The following is a 17504-nucleotide window of genomic DNA, read 5'->3' on the forward strand; positions in this document are numbered from 1 at the left end:
CTCCGTTTTCATAAAAGAGGGAGGGGATGTTAGAATAGGTAACACAGACTGTTGACAAAATAACCTGTATCGGTTTACGCTAGAGGAAAGCAAGCAGGAACTGAATACTCACCCTTTCGTATAACCTTAATAATTGGATTAAGGGTCTCTACTTAGAAACCGTAAATTTCTAGCTACGAAAAATGTGCGCATGTTTGGCATATTTTTTGTGGTTAGTTTTTTTGTGTCCATTGCTTCATACAATACAAGGAGTAGGAGGTTTATAACGATGACAACCATTCTAATTAAAGATGCCCAAATTGTGACGATGAACCGCAATGGAGATATTATTACAGGGGATATTTTCATTGAAAATGACCGAATTACAGCAATTGGACCGGAATTGAACCCCGCACAGGTGGATAAGGTGATTGACGCCAAGCACCGTACGATCATTCCAGGCTTCATTCAAACCCATATTCATTTATGCCAAACCATATTCCGCGGCAAGGGAGACGATCTGGAACTAATGGATTGGTTGAAAAAGCGGATATGGCCGCTTGAAGCCTCGCATGACGAGGAATCGATCTATTATTCCGCCATGCTTGGCATCGGCGAACTGATTCAAAGCGGTACAACGACGATCGTCGATATGGAGACGGTGCACCACACCGACTTTGCTTTTCAAGCTATTGCGGAGAGCGGCATGCGCGCTTTATCCGGCAAGGTAATGATGGACAAAGGGGACGAGGTTCCTTTTGCTTTGCAGGAAAAGACCTCCGAATCTCTCCAGCAAAGTGTCGATTTGTTGGAGAAATGGAACGGCCACGATGATGGCCGCATTCAGTACGCGTTCTCTCCACGATTCGTCATATCGTGTACGGAAGAGCTGCTGCGTGAGGTCCGCAGCCTATCGGAGCAGTACCAAGTGAAAGTGCACACGCACGCATCTGAGAATCTCGGCGAGATCGAGATTGTGCAGGCAGAGACTGGCATGCGCAACGTCGTCTACCTCGATCATCTCGGTTTAGCGAATGAGCGCCTTATTCTGGCGCACTGCATTTGGCTCGATGAGGAAGAGAAGCGCATCATCCATGATCGAGGCGTGCATGTGAGCCATTGTCCCGGCTCTAACCTGAAGCTTTCTTCAGGCATTGCCGAGACACCCGACATGCTGAAGCTCGATATCTCCGTCAGCCTAGGAGCTGATGGCGCGCCGTGCAATAATAATCTCGATATGTTTAACGAGATGCGTTTGGCTGCGCTTATCCAGAAGCCGATACACGGGCCGACGGCCATGAATGCGCAGACGGTCTTCCGCATGGCGACCATCGGAGGCGCCCGCGCGGTCGGCATGGAGAAGGAGATCGGAAGCCTCGAGGTCGGCAAGAAGGCCGACCTCGCCATTCTCGATCTCAACAACTTCCACACGTATCCTTCCTTCGACGTGGATCCGATCTCTCGCATCGTTTACTCAGCGACGCGAGCAGACGTGGAAACGACGATCATTAACGGTCGTATCGTCATGGAAAACCGCATCATGCGGACGATCGACAAGGATATCGTCCTGCCCGAAGCGAACCGCTCCATCCAGCGGTTACTCAAGCGAGCCAACCTTCGCTAAGCGGCGGTTAACGTAAATTTGATGCACAAAATGCATCATCGCTGCTCAAAATCAAAAATAGCTGATGATTTGATGCACTTTTTGCATCTATGTCGGAAACACGAGCACCATTACAGTTGTTCAAGACGGCATAAGAAAGAAAGCCTCCAAACCCACGAGCGATCCGTGGACATGGAGGCTTTTACTATATGATCACTCGAATAAAGCACGAAGATCGCTATTTTTCCGTTGAACAGACTTCATCAAATCGGCATTAACTTCTTTCTCGTCCGCCATGCTAATCAGCGCATGAACATCCTTCGGCAAGCATTTCCCGCCGTACCCGCGACTATCCTCATACACGAAGGTATGGCTGCGGCCGATTCTCGGGTCCTCGAGCCAAACTTCCCGCAGCTCATTGTAATCAATCCCGTGGGCTCCGGCAATATCATAAAACTCATTGCAAAACGACACTTTAAGCGCAAGGAAGCAATTCTCCATATACTTCGCCATTTCGGCTGTGCGGGCATCCGTCCGACGGATTCTCACTTCTGCGTTGTAGACCTGCTGATAGGCACGAATCACAAGGCTAACATCCTCAGAGTCGCCTCCAAATGTAAGCCACGTCCGATGACGCAGATCCGAAAAGGGGTGATCAACAGTTTCTCCATAGTATTCCGGCTGGAACACGATTCTTTTCCCCGTTCGTTCCTTCATAGCATCAGTGAATCCTACAGGAACTGTCGAGCGGATCACGATGACTTTGGTTGTCAGCCACATGATCACTTCTTCCACGATGGAAGTATCACATTTGCCGCTCGGGAGCGAGGGAGTCGGAACACAGACGAAGACGACATCACTTTGGTTTATCTCAGCTTGGCTGCCCACCTGCATAGGTGCATCATAAACCGCAGCGTTTGGAAACAAAGCATGTATTGCCTTCCCAACATGACCGTATCCAACAATTCCTATGTTCATCATTTGCCCTCTCTCCTTATGCTTAGCCATTCTAAATTCCTACTGCAGCTATCACGCAGCCACTTTCTCTTCTTCTACCTGCTCCTGTTCATGACGCTTCTTCTGAACGGCAAGCAAGATGAATACCAAGAAGTAGTATCCCCAGTAACCTACGAATTCTTCCAGTGAAGGGTTCTGTGTATAGCCTAGGAACGCTTTGAAGAAAATGCCAACTTGGCCGTTAATAAGCGGCTCTTTACCCATGTCACGGAGATATTGCACACCATCAATTGGATGCTCCGGCATAAATCCCGTTATATTATATATTTCACCGATTTGGTGTCCCGCCGTCCGATACAAACTTCCAATAATACCCAAATCCTGCATAATTCCGATAGCTTGCACGAACAAACCCGCAGAAATCATCATCAGAAATACACTGGTTATGCGAAAGAACGTGCCCAACCGAATTTTTTTCGTCCCTTTGAAAAAGAGAAGACCAATTACGACAGCTAGAATGAGTCCACCCAGTGCTCCCCAGCTTTCGAGTGCTTTCTGTATGTTTCCACCTGTAATTGCCGCAAAAAAGAAAACCGTCTCCACGCCTTCGCGCACAACGACTAAGAACGAGTGGACTACCATATTAATGGCGCCGCCAATGGTTAGAATATGAGCAACCTTGCTCTGAACCTTCCCTTGCAGCTCGCTGTTCTGTTTGCCCATGAACATGATCATATGTGTCAGCAGCCCGGTAGAGACGAGCATGATACCGATTTTTAAGTAATTTTGGCTGCCCATACTGGCGAAGCCAGTCAATAAAACCTGGAAAGCCAAAGCCAAGCCGTAACTCACGATCAAAGCCAGAAACACACCAACCCATACCCATTTATGCCAGTGCACGGCATCAATACGAGTTAAATACGTAACGATGACACCAACAATGAGAATGGCCTCAAGCGCCTCACGAAACGTAATGAGAAATGCCTGTAAATCCATAATCTGCCCCCTGTCTCTTCCTTGTTGCTGCATGCTGAAAGACACTTGCGCCTACTAGGCACAAGTGTCTTCGCTATGAACGAAATGATTAACGAAGAATGATAATTTCACCATTTTGGTAGAATACACGTTTGCTGAACAACTCAGCTACAGCACGTAATGGAATGAATGAGCTTCCGTTTTCGATAATAACCGGTTGATCCAGTTGCACTTTATCACTTACTTCACCATTTTGTACCACTTTATCGGACCCTAATGTAATTTCTGTTTTCTTACCATCTTTTGTGATGACAACAGTTTTCGTTGCATCTACCCATTCAACTTGAGCTTGAATCGCTTGTGCAATAACACGAACCGGCACCAACGTACGTCCGCTTTCTGCGTTAATGAAAGGCGCATTTTCAGCTGTGAAAGCTTTTCCGTCTACTTGGTAATCCTTACTGCCAATTTTTAAACTTGAACCATCTTTACCAACTTGGAACTTAAGAACTTGGAAGCCATACTCTTGTGCAGCAGCCAGATCAGATGCGTCTACAGCGTTTGAGAATTTCGTTGCCACTTCAACAGCAGCTGCATACTTCTCTTTACCTAAGAAAACTTCTTGGCTAGCAAGGAACATGTTGCCTTCTGCCGCATATCCGCGTGCACCTTGCAGGTCCCCAGCTTCAAGCTTCGTGAACGCTTGCTTCACATATTCAGATACTTTACCGATCATTGTACGGTGTAACGCATCTTGGATTTCGTCTTTTTTGATTTTGCTTGCATCGCCGGATGCGAAGGCATCTCTCACGAAGTTAGCATCTGCGATACTACCACCTCTGAGGTAGGTATATACCGGCATGTAGAGGAAGTAAGCTTCTGTAATCGCTGCAGGTTGATCAGCAGGAGCCTTAGTAGCAATGCTTTCTGCATATGTAAATGTAGCGAGTGTGTAGTTTTTGATCAACGTTTTGTCAAGGAACTGACGGTGAACATTGAATTCATTCAAGTTATTCTCTTTAATATCTTTTTGCATAAGTTCAATGGTTGTTTTCAAAAGTGAAACCATGTTTAAGCTATATTTCGCGTCGCGTTTCACAACGTTTGGTTCAAGAACAGCTTCATAAATTTGTACAACTTTATCAAAAGCCGCTTTCGCTCCGGCAACATCGCCTTTAGTCAAAGCAGGACGCACTTGGTTGTTGACCAAATCACGTACAGCCAAGAAATAGTACCATTGTAGACCCTTATCAATCGCTTGTTTCGCTTGGTCGACTTTCAAATCGCCTTTGATAGCACTGTCGAGGACAAGTGTGATGTTTGCATCGATCTTAGGATCGTCTGCTTTAATGGTTGTATCAATGCGTTTAACTTCGGTTTGGAATTTATCTACGTAAAATTTCTGAACATCTGCAAGTACCGTTTTATCCGTGAAAAGAGCTTTGATATCCGTGAAAGACTTGATGGAGGCAGTGATCGATTGATCTTCTGTGATTTGGTATTTACTTTCTGCAAAAGCAACGGATGTAACAGTAACAACGCTAGATAAAGCTAATGAAACACTTAAAGCTACAGCTAGAAATTTACGCATAATAAAGTTTCTCCTCTATTCATCTCAAGTTTTGTTTAAGAAATATAATTAAATCCATTTTCTTTTGCGAGCGAACCATACGCCTCCGCCCAAAAGAACGATAACCCCTCCGATAACAGCTACACTGACAAACGGATTCGTTTTATCGGAACGCTCCATAGGTGCATGTGCGGACGCTTCTTTCACCGAGTCAGCTTGCTTAGTATCCGAACCCGCTGCTTCCGACGCTTTAGCTGGCGCTTCTACAGTAGCTGAAGGCTGAGCTGCTTCCGTAGTTGCCGCCGGGCTAGCACTAGCCGTCGCAGTAGGCTCAGGCGACTTCGTCTCCACCGCTGCAGCTGCATCGGGTGACTTTGTTTCTGTCGGTTTAGCATCTTTAACCGGTGATACTGGTTGTTCTGCCTTGGCCCCTGTCTCATTCTTAACGGGCGCAGTTGTTGCCTGCGGTTTGGGAACGGAGGTAGGCTCACTTGAAGCAGCTGGCTTGACGTAAGCCTTATAAGGGAACAAAGGCTTCACCTTACCATAGATAAAATTGACCTTTTCCTTGAAGACATCTGGCTGAACATCCTTCTTCCCTACACCGAACAATCCAGGATTCCCTAGCGCTTCAAGTGCAGTTTCGAAAGCTTTATTAATTTCACTCGAACCCGCCCCCACATAAGGCTCCAGTGTGTCAAAGGTCGCCTTAGCTTTGGCTAGTAAGAGTTTAGACTCTGCATAATCATCAATGCCTTTAACAGCATAGGTAAACCGTCGATCCAAGTTCATCACAAGGACAGCTTTGAAATTAGCAATGACTGCTTTACTATCTTTGGCCTGGAAATTAGCATCCAGTGTGGCAGCTATTCCTTCGCCGAAGTGCGATACGAGTTCTGCTCTAATCTCCTTGTAAGCACCTTCCGCAGCGCCCCAATTGTCCGCACCATCGCCTATACTGGTTTGAACCAGCTTAAAGGTTTCAGCGACAGCTTCTGTATTGGCGTCACCATACGAATAAGCCAACGCGGAGGACGGCAAGATGATCAATGCCGCTAGAACAAAAGTCAAACCGGCCAGTAGCCATCGTTTCATGTCTTCACCCCTGTTATGAATGTTTGGAACCTTGTTGTCATTGATAATGATAATCATTGTCCATATTTGTGTCAACCATTATTTTACTTTGCTGAAAAGATGAATCCGGACTTAGCGCACCCACTCATATAAAATAATGCGGCCATACGCCGGGTCAAATAAAGCGTCCGACTTAAACTCAGCAAGCTGCTTAACATGCTCCTTCACCGATTTGCCTTGCTGCTCAAAGCCTTGAACGACATGATCGGTTAGCAGCACTCGCCGCTCGGGATTCGCCCCAGCCAATACTTGAAAGTACCCATACGTATAGATGCGCTCATGATCGTAGTCGGCTTGCAAGTACTGCAGGACTCTCGTTTCTTCCCATGTAAACAGCAGGAGAGGCTCTTGCAAGCTGCTTACATAGTCATGAAGCTGATAAACCGCCGGCTCTTCCAAGGCCTGCCGTTTCTGAAGTTGAGCCCCGTAGACGACTTGAATGGAAATGAGGCTAATGAGAAGGGCGTATAGGATCGTTGGCGCTATTCTCAATAGACGTATCCCATGCGTGGATGTCCTTAATCCCTCTGCCGTCCGAATGATAAAAACAAACATAAGAAGCAACATCGGGGCAACGACAGGAACGATATGACGCGGTTTCTCAATGTTTTGACCAAAAAGTGCCCAAAGGGTGTACAAAACGGCACACCCAACGAGCCAGAAGATATAACGGCGATTCTCATTGCCCTGCACACTTGTAGGAACGAATCTCCGACCGATAACCGCTGCAGCAACCATAATAACAAGCCAAATGCCAATGAGAATGGAACCGCCTAGCAGGGCTGATCCCAGTAAATTGTGTCCAATGAGCTGGTAGATTCTTTCTCCAAGCGGCATCGGGGTAGAGATAATGCCGCCGCCCCATTCGGAGAAGTGCCCTTCAACGAAAGCTACAGAAAGCTTCCAGAAGCCGGTTAGGGTTCCTTCGGAAAGAACCAACCCCGCTATCCAAAGCAGTTGAAACAACAGCGCAGCCAAAGCCGAGCACCCCAGTCTCAGCCATCTCCGCCAACCGCCCGCACTGTGCTGCCAAATTCCGTACCAGAGCGGCACTAGCGCTAGACCGTATGGAAAGAAGGATAGGCGTGTACCCATAAGGAAGCCGAACATCAACAGTGCTAGACCATGACGAAGCATTGAACCTGGACGATCCATCGCAAAGCGGATACTCCAAAGAAACCACCACAATAAGGCCATACCCGCACACTCCGACATGGGACGTGAGGACATGAGCCAAATGTAGGGGCTGCTTAACACGAGCGCAGGCAGTAAAAGACTCTTCATGCCGCTTCCTGTCAGACGATTTGCCAGTAAAAACATCGGAAGCGCGGAGCTTAAGGCTGCTAGGGTATTGAAGACAGATAAAGCTTTAACGGGATTATTCATCCACTGGTTAATAAACCATCCGCCTAGAATATAATACGGATAACCCGGAAAATGAGGCTGCATGGCGAGCAAATCATACCTATGTAGTGCCAATGTGAAATCGACCTCGTCCCACGTTCGAGCAAAGGGGCTGGCGTAAACAATACTTAGGCACGTCACTCCAGCAATAACAGCAGCTGCGAACAGCGCCAACCATACTGTGTTGAGTCTCATACGCCCGCATCATCTCGATTCGTCTGTGGATTCACATTGCGTTTGGAGACAGGGCGTCTCATTTCTTTATAGATCGCTGGAAGAACGGAGGTTACATATTGTCTGAATTTGATGAAGGATTGCCCTTTCGTACGCACTTGATAGGTGATCGGAATCTCCTCCAAACGATACCCTTGGCGAACCAGATTCAACGTGAGCACCTGGGCATAGTTATAATCGTGGACAATAACGGCATTCTCCATCGCATCGCGGGAAAACCCGCGCATCCCGGATTGGCCGTCATAAATCCATCTGCGCAGCAGGATCGCCTGCAGCAGTGTGAACGTATAGTTGCCTAAGCGGCGATGCAGCTTCATGCCTTGAATTTGCCCTTTGAAGCGTGAGCCGAAGGTGTAATCCGCGCTCCCGGCGATGATGGGTGCAAGGACATCGGGAATCTGTTCCGGCGGATACTCATTATCCGCATCAATCATGATACCAATGTCGGCGCCTAGCAGGCAGCATTGCTTCAGCCCTTCACGAACGGCAGCGCCGAGCCCTTTATTATGCGGGAACGACACGATATGGTTGGCTCCCGCTGCCTTCGCTACGACGACCGTACGGTCTTTGGAGCCGTCGTCGATGACGAGCACCTCCACCTCAAACTGGGGGTGGAAAGCTCTCGGCACGCGAGCAATAACCCCGCTGATATTCTCTTCTTCGTTATGCGCAGGCATGAAAACGATGATTTTCTTCTTAGTCATGATGCTTGATTGCCTCCGTTAGGACGGGTCCGCGACTATGGCTCGGGAATGGAGCTCCCAGTAGATAAGCTAGGGTCGGAGCCATGGATACAAGGGAATGCTTTTCATCAATGCGACGGCCGGCCTCTATGGCCCCACCATGCAGGAAGAAAGGCACATAACGCTCACCCTCATCCAAATGGCCATGACCGCCAATACCATCAGCCTGCCCGTGATCGGCACATATGATAAGTGTCGTATTCTCCATCATGCCACGCTCTTCAAGCCAGCCGACGAATTCTTCAATTAATTTATCGGCTTCTGCGATTTTTTGCGTATAATCGTCATATAAAACGCCTCGGCTGTGACCCGTTTGGTCAACACCAATCAATTGGGCAACGAGTAAATCCGGGTTTTGTTCGGCCATGATCTTCTTCGCCCGTTCGATAATATTACGATCTGCAACATCGTTATGCATCACAGCGGTCACACTCTCAACATCGTCTCCCATGGAGTCGATTAAGTGCGCTATGCCGAGCAGACGTCCTTTTTTCCCAACCTTACGCAGCGAATCAAAAATACTTTCAACCCGAATACCCAGCCTCCAAACCATATTGGAGCGAATACCGTGCTCGCGCGGGTAAGTACCTGTAAACATCGAAGAGAAACATACCACGGTACGTGCAGGATACACGGTTTCCATTTGGGCATATTCCGTGCCTTCTGCTCGCAGTTTCTTCATAAATGGTGCGTCGGCTTCTTCAAAGCGCTCTTTGCGCATCCCGTCCACGACAATCACAATGACCTTCTTGTTCAGCGCTTGTCCACCTGCTTGTACACCGCTTGAATCGCGTGTGTACGTAGGGATTTCGGCTGGTTTCCAGTCAAACAAATAACGGTGGAGAATAAAGCTGTATATCAGCAATCCGCCCGCAAATAGAAGCCCCGTACCCACATCAGCGGAAACGCCAGTCTCAAATTGACGGTAATAATGATTCCATACGAAAAGCAGCAGCAAAAACTTAGGCATCTGCTCCTGCGCATTTCCGCTAGTTGAGTCACTATTTTTCAGAACAAGCTTCCAGAACCGTGTGAAATTCCACCAAGTCGTCCCAATTCTCAGATGATAGTAAAAAGTGCCCCAGAAATACACCGTAAAAAAGTAGAACAACCCAAGCGCTAGCAAATACAGCGAGAAATCAGACCGCTCCCAAATCAGCAGCGCAGCAATTAACGGCATCCATAAATAATTTCGCAAAAAAAGCGGAAAATCAAAGCAATAATACAGCACAAAAAGAGGGAGGGTCACAAGCAGCCCCAAACCAGCGGCACTCCAAAAGCTAGGATCGGACCAAACGCCGATATGATAGAGCAGAAAGACACCCACAACGAAAATCGGGGTAAACGGTTTTCCCTCATTTAGCAAATTCCAGCAGCGAGCTGCGACTATTTCAAACGATGAAGCTTTTTTCATTTTAATCATCCTTCCGTGCGTTGCCATTCAATGATGGTTTTTTGTGACTCGTAAGCCGCCCAATCCAGGTTTTCATCTCGCGCCAACGTAAGGGCATTCGCACAAGTGAATAGACCCCTAGCGTATAAGCAAATAGAAATTTAAAGGTATGCGACACAAGTGCCGCTCTATAAGCATCCTTACCATCAACACCTAGCAAGACAAGTGACCCGCTCATTGTACTCTCATAGGTACCTATCCCACCTGGGGTAATATGAAAAATTTGTCCAGCAATCGTCATACTATTCGCCCAAACAAGCGAGATTGTCCCAAGCTGCAAGCCGATCATGCGTGCAACAGCAAAGATAACACCAGCTTCTAAGATCCAGCTTAGAGCAATTAAGCCTATAATGACAATCCCTTTGCCAGAAAGCATTTTTAGATGAAAATATGCCGAATGCTTCGCTATGAACGGAATTTTGCGAATCACAGGCAAGTAATGCGCTGTTGCGAGAATCAACGTTCCCCCAGCCAGCACCGTCACCCATATCCAAGAAGAGGGTAGTCCTAACCTTACGATGCCGATTCCCCCAATGCCAGCAAGCACTAACATATCAAGCAATCGCATGACCGCAACGGAATGGAACGCCTCCTCCCACGATTTTCCCCCTTGCTTCATATATAAGCCAGCACGAACGCCATCTCCCGCTTTCACCGGAAGTACATGATTGACGAGCAAGCTATAGCTAATGGCATGAAAATAGATGCTGAATCGCACTTCGGGTCCTGCGTAAATTCGCCAAGCTGCAGCCTTTAGGAGGAAGGAGAGCAGGTAGATGACGAACATGAAAACCAACCATTGCGGTTGATGGAAAAGCAGCCCCACATCACGAAGCCACTCCTTCGAATCGAACCATTGCCATGTTAAAAAAATAGAACAAACGATCAAAAGAATCGCCATGAAACGAACAACTTGTTTCTTCGTTAGCATATTTGTTGTGACCTTCTTTTAGTTAAGGGGTACCTCAAACTATTTTAATGTGAGAATGAGAATCATGGTCAGTATAGGCGGTTTAGGGGGTTACGTCAACCTAATCTTACTCTTTTAGATAACGAACAAATCACCTTGCGGGTGAATAATCATGCAGAGCAAGACTGACGATCGGACAGAATGACTATAGCGATTCTTTATCCGCATTGTCCTTATATGTTTTGTTATCATGTTTATAAGGAACCATGATGGATTTATTCGAAAGAGAGTGAAGATAAATTATAAATGAAACAATCTATGTCAGCAGGCTTCGAGCAGCTGGTTGTGTTTTCGCCGAAGAGGAAGCCCGGTTACTCGCCTCAGCAGCCCAGACGTCGGATGATCTCATCACCATGGTGGATCGTCGAATCGCCGGTTTGCCTCTCGAACACGTCATCGGATGGGCGGAATTTTGCGGTCTCAAGATAGCCGTGGATCCAGGAGTCTTCGTTCCTCGCCACCGCACAGAATTTCTCGTTCGCCAAGCCGCAGCCCTCGCACAGTCAGGAGCCGTAGTGGTCGACCTGTGCTGCGGCTCGGGAGCGGTGGGCACAGCACTAGCTGCCGTCTTAGAACGGATCGAGTTGTACGCCACCGACATCGCCCCAGCCGCAGTACGGTGTGCCCGCCGCAACATCACTCCCGCTAGTGGTCACGTATATGAAGGTGACCTCTACGAGCCGCTGCCCGCCTTTCTGCAAGGCCGCGTCGACATCTTGGTCGCCAACGCACCTTACGTCCCCACCGAGGCGATCAGGTTGCTGCCTCCAGAGGCCCGAATTCACGAATCGTTGGTGGCGCTCGACGGGGGCGCAGATGGGCTTAACGTCCAGCGCCGGGTGGCGGCTGCAGCGCCAATCTGGCTGGCACCGGGCGGCCATCTTCTGGTCGAGACTAGCCAGCGGCAGGCGTCGCAGACAGCCCAAATTTTCGTTAGCAATGGGCTGATCCCGCAGGTGGCCAGATTAGATGAACTGGACGCCACAGTCGTAATAGGAACCAGGCCCGGCCTGTCCGCAAACGAAAGGTGAACCCTGCTTGGCAGAGCAGCCAGTAGTAAATAAAAACCCAGTCTAACACTTTATTTTGGTGTTTTGACTGGGTTTTTGTTTATTAATTCTCCGAACAATTTGTTCGATTGTGAATGAATTGTGTTCATTACTCTCATTTTTCGGGTGGGCAATACCTTTTATACTACATATAAAGGTGTTATTGAAATGAAAGGCGGTTATCCCGATGAAGCCCGAAACTAGATTGGCTCCCCAAAAGCTTTCTTCACGCAAAATAACAACGGCATTCACCCTGAAAGGACGCTGGGAATCGCCCATAGCTGGGTATCTTTTTATTTCCCCGTGGTTACTTGGATTTCTGCTGTTAACCTTATGGCCGATGGTTCAATCGATGTATTACTCTTTCACGAAATATACGTTGTTAGATGCGCCAGAGTGGATTGGCCTAAGAAACTATGAGCGTATTTTTGCAGACGATGAAATGTTTCGTCAATCATTGAAAATAACGATTCTTTTCGTCGTTTTATCCGTGCCAATCAAACTCTTCAGCGCCTTAATGGTTGCGATGGTGCTTAACAAGAAAATAAAAGGGATTTCTGTTTATCGAACGTTCATCTACTTGCCTTCATTAATAGGGAGCAGCATTGCTGTAGCTATACTTTGGCAAAATATTTTCGGTATTAACGGTTTTATCAATCGATTTTTAAGTTATTTCGGTATTGAGGGAATTAGTTGGATTAGCAATCCCAATACGGCATTAGGCACCTTAATTATTCTGGTTGCTTGGCAGTTTGGTTCTTCGATGGTTATTTTCCTAGCCGGATTAAAACAAATACCTGCCGAGTTATACGAGGCTTCTTCCGTGGATGGGGCATCTAAAGTCAGACAGTTTTTTAGTATTACATTACCTATGCTGTCGCCTGTTCTGTTGTTTAATCTCGTGCTGCAGACAATCGGTTCCTTTCAAATGTTTACCCAAGCCTTCATTATTACGAAAGGCGGACCTATTAACTCCACGTATATGTACGCGTTATACCTATATGATCGCGCTTTTTCTAGATATGAGATGGGTTATGCTTCCGCTCTGGCATGGATACTCCTAGTGGTGATTGCGATCGTAACAGCTTTAATTTTCGCCTCATCCCGTTACTGGGTATTCTATGAAACAGAAGGAGGGAGAAGAAAATGAGAAACCAGCTAATTGGCGCACGGACTTTTCGAACGCATTTCTTATTAGCACTGTTTAGTCTAGTCATGATATATCCCATGTTATGGTGGGTAGGAGCTGCCTTTAAATCGAACGCGGAGATGAGCTCGCCCAGTTTCTTTCCTACGGAGTGGTTATGGAGTAACTTCAGCCAAGGGTGGGTCGCCATTCCTAAGTTTACCTTTACTCATTTTTATCTGAATACCTTTGAACTGATTGCAGGAGTTCTTGTAACGTCTATCATTTCCTGCAGCTTGGTGGCTTTTGGTTTCGCTCGATTGGATTTTCCGCTGAAAAATTTCTGGTTTTCCATTCTGATGGTCACCCTGATGCTGCCAAGTCAAGTGACACTTGTTCCCCAGTACATCATGTTTAATACTTGGGGTTGGGTCAATACGTATCTGCCTTTCTATGTTCCACATGCCCTTGCAGGCGGTATCGGAGGACCTTTCTTCATCTTCCTTTTGGTGCAGTTTATTCGCGGGATTCCGCGGGAGCTGGATGAATCGGCCAAAATGGACGGCTGCAGCTGGTTCGGTATTTACCTACGCATTGTGCTGCCCTTAACGAAGCCCGCACTCGTAACGGTCGCCATTTATTGTTTCCTTTGGAATTGGGACGATTTCTTCGGACACTTGCTGTATATCAATTCGGTGAGCAAATACACCGTCGGTCTTGCCTTGAAGCTGTTCGTCGACAGCCAATCTGCGCTTCCGTGGGGACAATTACTTGCCATGTCGCTCGTTTCTATTATTCCATCACTGATTCTCTTTTTTATGGCGCAGCGCCATTTTGTCGATGGCATTGCTTCAGGTGCAGTGAAAGGATAGAATAATATAATAAGAAAAAGGTTGCGCTACCGCAGCCTTTTTTCCACTTTTATGGAAGTAAATGAGGAGGAGCTGCTGTGTTTAACCTATTCAAGCGTGTTCGAATCGGCCGCCTGTTCTTTGGAAGCTTCGCCGCATTCATTGCCGTGCTGCTGCTCATTTCCTCCTGGATCAGCTACAGCCTAACTTCACGCGAGTTAGCTGACAACACCGCTAATTATCAGCAGGATCTGTTAAATGAATTGAATAAGCGCTTGGTCACTCAGTTAAACTCTATTGAGCAGATGTCTAATGCAGCCTCTAGAAATATCGATATTATCGGGTATGATCCTCTGGAGACTGACTTATTTGAGCTAAAAAAGCGTAAGGAAGATTTGGCTAATCTACTTGCCAGCATTACCTACAGCACGACAATGGTGCAATCCATTTATTTATATATCGAACGCCCGTTTGTGACAGATGCTCAGGGGCCAATTCGCGTTTATGACTTAGAGAGGGTGAAGTATGAGGATTGGTTTTCGGACATTCAAAACAATGATTTTGCCTGGGTAAAAGAACGTACGATTCAAACCAATAAAGGCTCCCTATCGGTTACTAGCTTTGCAAGAAAGCTTTATAATAACTCAGGTATCTATTATGGCTTGCTCTTACTCAATGTGAAATCATCCGAAATCCAGAATTTGATTCGAGGTGAAACGGAGGGAAGAAGCAGACTGTTAGTTGACGATGGCGGCAGAACAATTGCTGCTATCGGTGATCCCAACTTACAAGAGAGTGAGCTGGAGAAGATTAGGTTGCTTAAGGAGAAGTCCGGAAGTGTTCATTTAAAAGCCAAAGAACAAATTGAATCCTTACTCGTTTGGAGTAAATCCCCCTCGAACTGGACATTAGTTGAGGTGACACCGTGGAAGAGCATTGTCCATGGCAGTATTCGATTAGCGCTAATTCTCTTAACTGTTGGCTTATCCGCCATATTTATCGCTTCCTTTTTCACTTTCTTTTTATCCAGACAATTCACCAATCCCATTCGACTTTTGGTTGCTTTTATGAATAAGCTTCCTGATCGGGGACTTGTTTCGGACTTGCCTACAGACTACACCAATGAGTTTGGGAATTTATTTAACGGCTATCGTAAACAAATGGAACGAATTGAGGAACTTTTAACATCTTTGAAGGCTCAGCACAAGCGCCAACGCGAAGCTGAAATTAAGGCGCTGCAGGCCATGATCAATCCCCATTTTCTGTACAACACTTTGGATCAACTAAACTGGTTAGCTATTGATTCCGGTCAAACCAAAATCAGCAAGATCCTCTCCTTAATGGGTAAAATGTTTCGCATCGGCCTATCCAATGGTGAGACATTGATTCCCATCGCAGATGAAATGACGCATGTCGAATGTTATTTGCAAATACAGCAAATTCGTTGGGGCGATCGCTTGGCATTCACCATCTCCGTCGATGAAACAGCCAAAGACCTCTTTATACCGAGACTTACCCTGCAGCCTTTTATCGAAAATGCGATCATCCACGGTTTTCACGGGCGAAAAAAAGGAGAAATCCGAGTAAATGTGCAGTTGCTAGGGCAAGACATCCAATTTCAAGTTTGGGATGATGGTGTTGGGCTGCGACCCGATTGGGATCAACCCAAAGCAAGAAAAACAGGCGGTTACGGATTGCGAAACGTGAAAGAACGAATTGAGGCTTATTTCGGGCCTCCTTATGGGGTCCATATTACAAGTACGGAAGGCAAGGGCACCGAAGTCACCATTCTATTGCCGCAAATCCAAAATAAAGAAGAAGTCGAGGAGAGGTATCATGTGGAAAATACTGATTATTGATGACGACTTTCAAGTGTTGGAAGGTATGAAGAAGGCGATTCCTTGGGAGTCCATTGACGCAGAATTAGTGGGTGAAGCCAGTGATGGCGCCGAAGGTTTAGAGATGGTCCGACAAACTCAGCCGGATATCGTGATTACGGATATTTACATGCCTGTGATGAACGGCCTGGAAATGATTGAGAAGCTCCGAGAGACTAACTTTCCCGGTGAATTGATCATCCTAAGCGGTTACGCTGACTTCCAGTATGCACGGCAGGCATTGCGGCTGCAGGTTAGTGATTATTTGTCCAAGCCCGTAACCATTGAAGAACTGGGCGCTGTGCTAGCCAAAGTCATTAAAGAACTGGAAACGAAAGAACTGAAAAAAATAGAGCAAGATGAAGTCAAAAGAAGGCTGATGATGTATGAGCCCTTTGTGCAGCAAGAATGGCTCAAGTCGGTCATTACTGGCACCTTTAATGAAACGATTGCCGCGGAGAGCATTCAGCTATCTGAACAAGCCTACTGGCTGCAAAGAAACCACCTCGTGATGGGTATAGAGCTGATGAGCACTGTTCGCACGGCTAACCTATCGCTAATCGATTGGAATTTATTTCGTTTTGCATTAGCCAATATTATTAGAGAAATCTTAGCTGAAGATTGGCCTGAGTCCGACTTCATTGAGCTTCACAGCCATCATGCCGCAATTATGTTTCATATTGAGCGTTCGAGTGTAATAGATGACGTTATGCGTAGGATTCAATTGATTGGCGAGCGTATCACGGACTGTGTCCTTACTTATCTGCGTCTAACGATCCGTCTAGGGCTAGGCCAGATGAAGGAATCATGGCAGGAGATTTCTGATTCCACCGAGGAAGCCTTTCTAGATTTATTACAGATGACCATCAACCCACCGCTTGCACGAGAACATCCATCTACGGTTCCATCAGAGAAGGAACTTGCTATTCGTCCAATTAAGTTTTATCAAGAGCTTGCGGAAGCGATTGTTTATTCCAAAGAAGAAACGGCTACACAGATTGTGGAAGCTTATATCAACCGTCTGCAAACCATGTCAACCATAACCCCGGCTTACTTGCAGTATTTATGTACAGAGCTTTGGACCATATTTGCTTACTCCTTATACAGCGTAGGTATTGTGCTTGATGAACTGTTTCCAGAAATGAAGCTGCAGCCTGAAATTAGTCAAATCCAAACACCAGAGCAATTGCAGCAATGGCTGCGAGGCAAAATTCATATCATTGCTACCAGCCGTCATTGGAACGAGAATTCCAAACATAAAGAAGCGGTTGATTTCATGATTCAATATGCGCATGATCACTATGCTGAAGAGATCAGCTTGGAGGATATGTCGAAGCAGCTTTACTTGTCTCGCAATTATTTGAATCAAATATTCAAGAAAGCGACCGGTGAAACCTTCACGAACTACGTCATACAAGTGAGGATGAAGAAGGCACAAGCCCTTCTAGCCGAAGGCAAATATTTGATTTATGAGATATCCGAAAAAGTTGGCTACAAAAACGTCCCTTATTTTAGCTCTATTTTCAAAAAATATAATGGCATTAGCCCGAGTGAAGTAAGTAAAAGTGGATTATAACCG

Annotated in this window: 14 protein-coding genes and 1 riboswitch; of the genes, 6 read left to right on the forward strand and 8 right to left on the reverse strand. The window is 46.6% G+C overall.

The window, feature by feature from the left end; all coding sequences use genetic code 11:
* Window positions 1–96: 96 nt before the first annotated feature.
* Window positions 97–196, forward strand: a riboswitch (purine riboswitch).
* A gap of 72 nt (window positions 197–268) precedes the next feature.
* Window positions 269–1603 carry a 5'-deoxyadenosine deaminase gene (locus GC098_RS13050; RefSeq protein WP_171643588.1) on the forward strand — a complete coding sequence of 445 codons (1335 nt, stop codon included), beginning with the start codon at window positions 269–271 and terminating at the stop codon, window positions 1601–1603.
* 192 nt (window positions 1604–1795) lie between these two features.
* Here the strand turns inward: GC098_RS13050 and GC098_RS13055 are convergent, their stop codons facing one another.
* From GC098_RS13055 to GC098_RS13090, 8 genes are all read right to left on the reverse strand, one after another.
* The gene (locus GC098_RS13055; protein WP_171643589.1) at window positions 1796–2563 is read right to left on the reverse strand and encodes a Rossmann-fold NAD(P)-binding domain-containing protein; all 768 of its coding nucleotides are present in this window, start codon (window positions 2561–2563) and stop codon (window positions 1796–1798) included.
* Window positions 2564–2611: 48 nt separating this feature from the next.
* Window positions 2612–3535: an FTR1 family iron permease gene (locus GC098_RS13060; protein WP_171643590.1), complete on the reverse strand. Its 924-nt coding sequence runs from the start codon at window positions 3533–3535 to the stop codon at window positions 2612–2614.
* Between the two features lie 88 nt (window positions 3536–3623).
* A complete protein-coding gene (locus tag GC098_RS13065) occupies window positions 3624–5105 on the reverse strand; it encodes a copper amine oxidase N-terminal domain-containing protein (RefSeq protein ID WP_171643591.1) in 1482 nt (493 codons plus the stop codon).
* 48 nt (window positions 5106–5153) lie between these two features.
* Complete coding sequence (locus GC098_RS13070) at window positions 5154–6179, reverse strand: hypothetical protein (protein ID WP_171643592.1); 1026 nt, start codon at window positions 6177–6179, stop codon at window positions 5154–5156.
* Between the two features lie 111 nt (window positions 6180–6290).
* A complete protein-coding gene (locus tag GC098_RS13075; protein ID WP_171643593.1) occupies window positions 6291–7817 on the reverse strand; it encodes a hypothetical protein in 1527 nt (508 codons plus the stop codon).
* The gene (locus tag GC098_RS13080; RefSeq protein WP_171643594.1) at window positions 7814–8560 is read right to left on the reverse strand and encodes a glycosyltransferase family 2 protein; all 747 of its coding nucleotides are present in this window, start codon (window positions 8558–8560) and stop codon (window positions 7814–7816) included. Before GC098_RS13080 ends, GC098_RS13075 begins: the two co-directional genes overlap by 4 nt.
* Entirely contained in the window at window positions 8553–10013 is a 1461-nt protein-coding gene (locus GC098_RS13085; RefSeq protein WP_171643595.1) for an alkaline phosphatase family protein, read from the reverse strand. Before GC098_RS13085 ends, GC098_RS13080 begins: the two co-directional genes overlap by 8 nt.
* A gap of 1 nt (window position 10014) precedes the next feature.
* Window positions 10015–10983 (reverse strand): lysylphosphatidylglycerol synthase transmembrane domain-containing protein, encoded by a 969-nt coding sequence (locus GC098_RS13090; protein WP_171643596.1) that lies wholly within the window; start codon window positions 10981–10983, stop codon window positions 10015–10017.
* Window positions 10984–11261: 278 nt separating this feature from the next.
* Here GC098_RS13090 and GC098_RS13095 point away from each other — a divergent pair, with 278 nt between their 5' ends.
* The 5 genes from GC098_RS13095 (at window position 11262) to GC098_RS13115 (ending at window position 17501) form a co-directional block, all read left to right on the forward strand.
* Window positions 11262–12053, forward strand: coding sequence for a putative protein N(5)-glutamine methyltransferase (locus GC098_RS13095; RefSeq protein WP_171643641.1), 792 nt, complete (start codon window positions 11262–11264; stop codon window positions 12051–12053).
* A 205-nt stretch (window positions 12054–12258) separates the two neighbouring features.
* A complete protein-coding gene (locus GC098_RS13100; RefSeq protein ID WP_171643597.1) occupies window positions 12259–13221 on the forward strand; it encodes a carbohydrate ABC transporter permease in 963 nt (320 codons plus the stop codon).
* Window positions 13218–14069: a carbohydrate ABC transporter permease gene (locus tag GC098_RS13105; RefSeq protein WP_171643598.1), complete on the forward strand. Its 852-nt coding sequence runs from the start codon at window positions 13218–13220 to the stop codon at window positions 14067–14069. The genes GC098_RS13100 and GC098_RS13105 overlap by 4 nt, the downstream gene beginning before the upstream one ends.
* Window positions 14070–14146: 77 nt before the next feature.
* On the forward strand, window positions 14147–15907 hold the full coding sequence (locus GC098_RS41180) for a sensor histidine kinase (protein ID WP_171643599.1): 1761 nt from the start codon (window positions 14147–14149) through the stop codon (window positions 15905–15907).
* Window positions 15885–17501 carry a response regulator transcription factor gene (locus tag GC098_RS13115; protein ID WP_171643600.1) on the forward strand — a complete coding sequence of 539 codons (1617 nt, stop codon included), beginning with the start codon at window positions 15885–15887 and terminating at the stop codon, window positions 17499–17501. The genes GC098_RS41180 and GC098_RS13115 overlap by 23 nt, the downstream gene beginning before the upstream one ends.
* The last annotated feature ends 3 nt before the right edge of the window (window positions 17502–17504 follow it).

The organism is Paenibacillus phytorum, from assembly GCF_013141715.1.
In the GTDB taxonomy this organism is placed as follows: Bacteria; Bacillota; Bacilli; order Paenibacillales; family NBRC-103111; genus Paenibacillus_E; species Paenibacillus_E phytorum.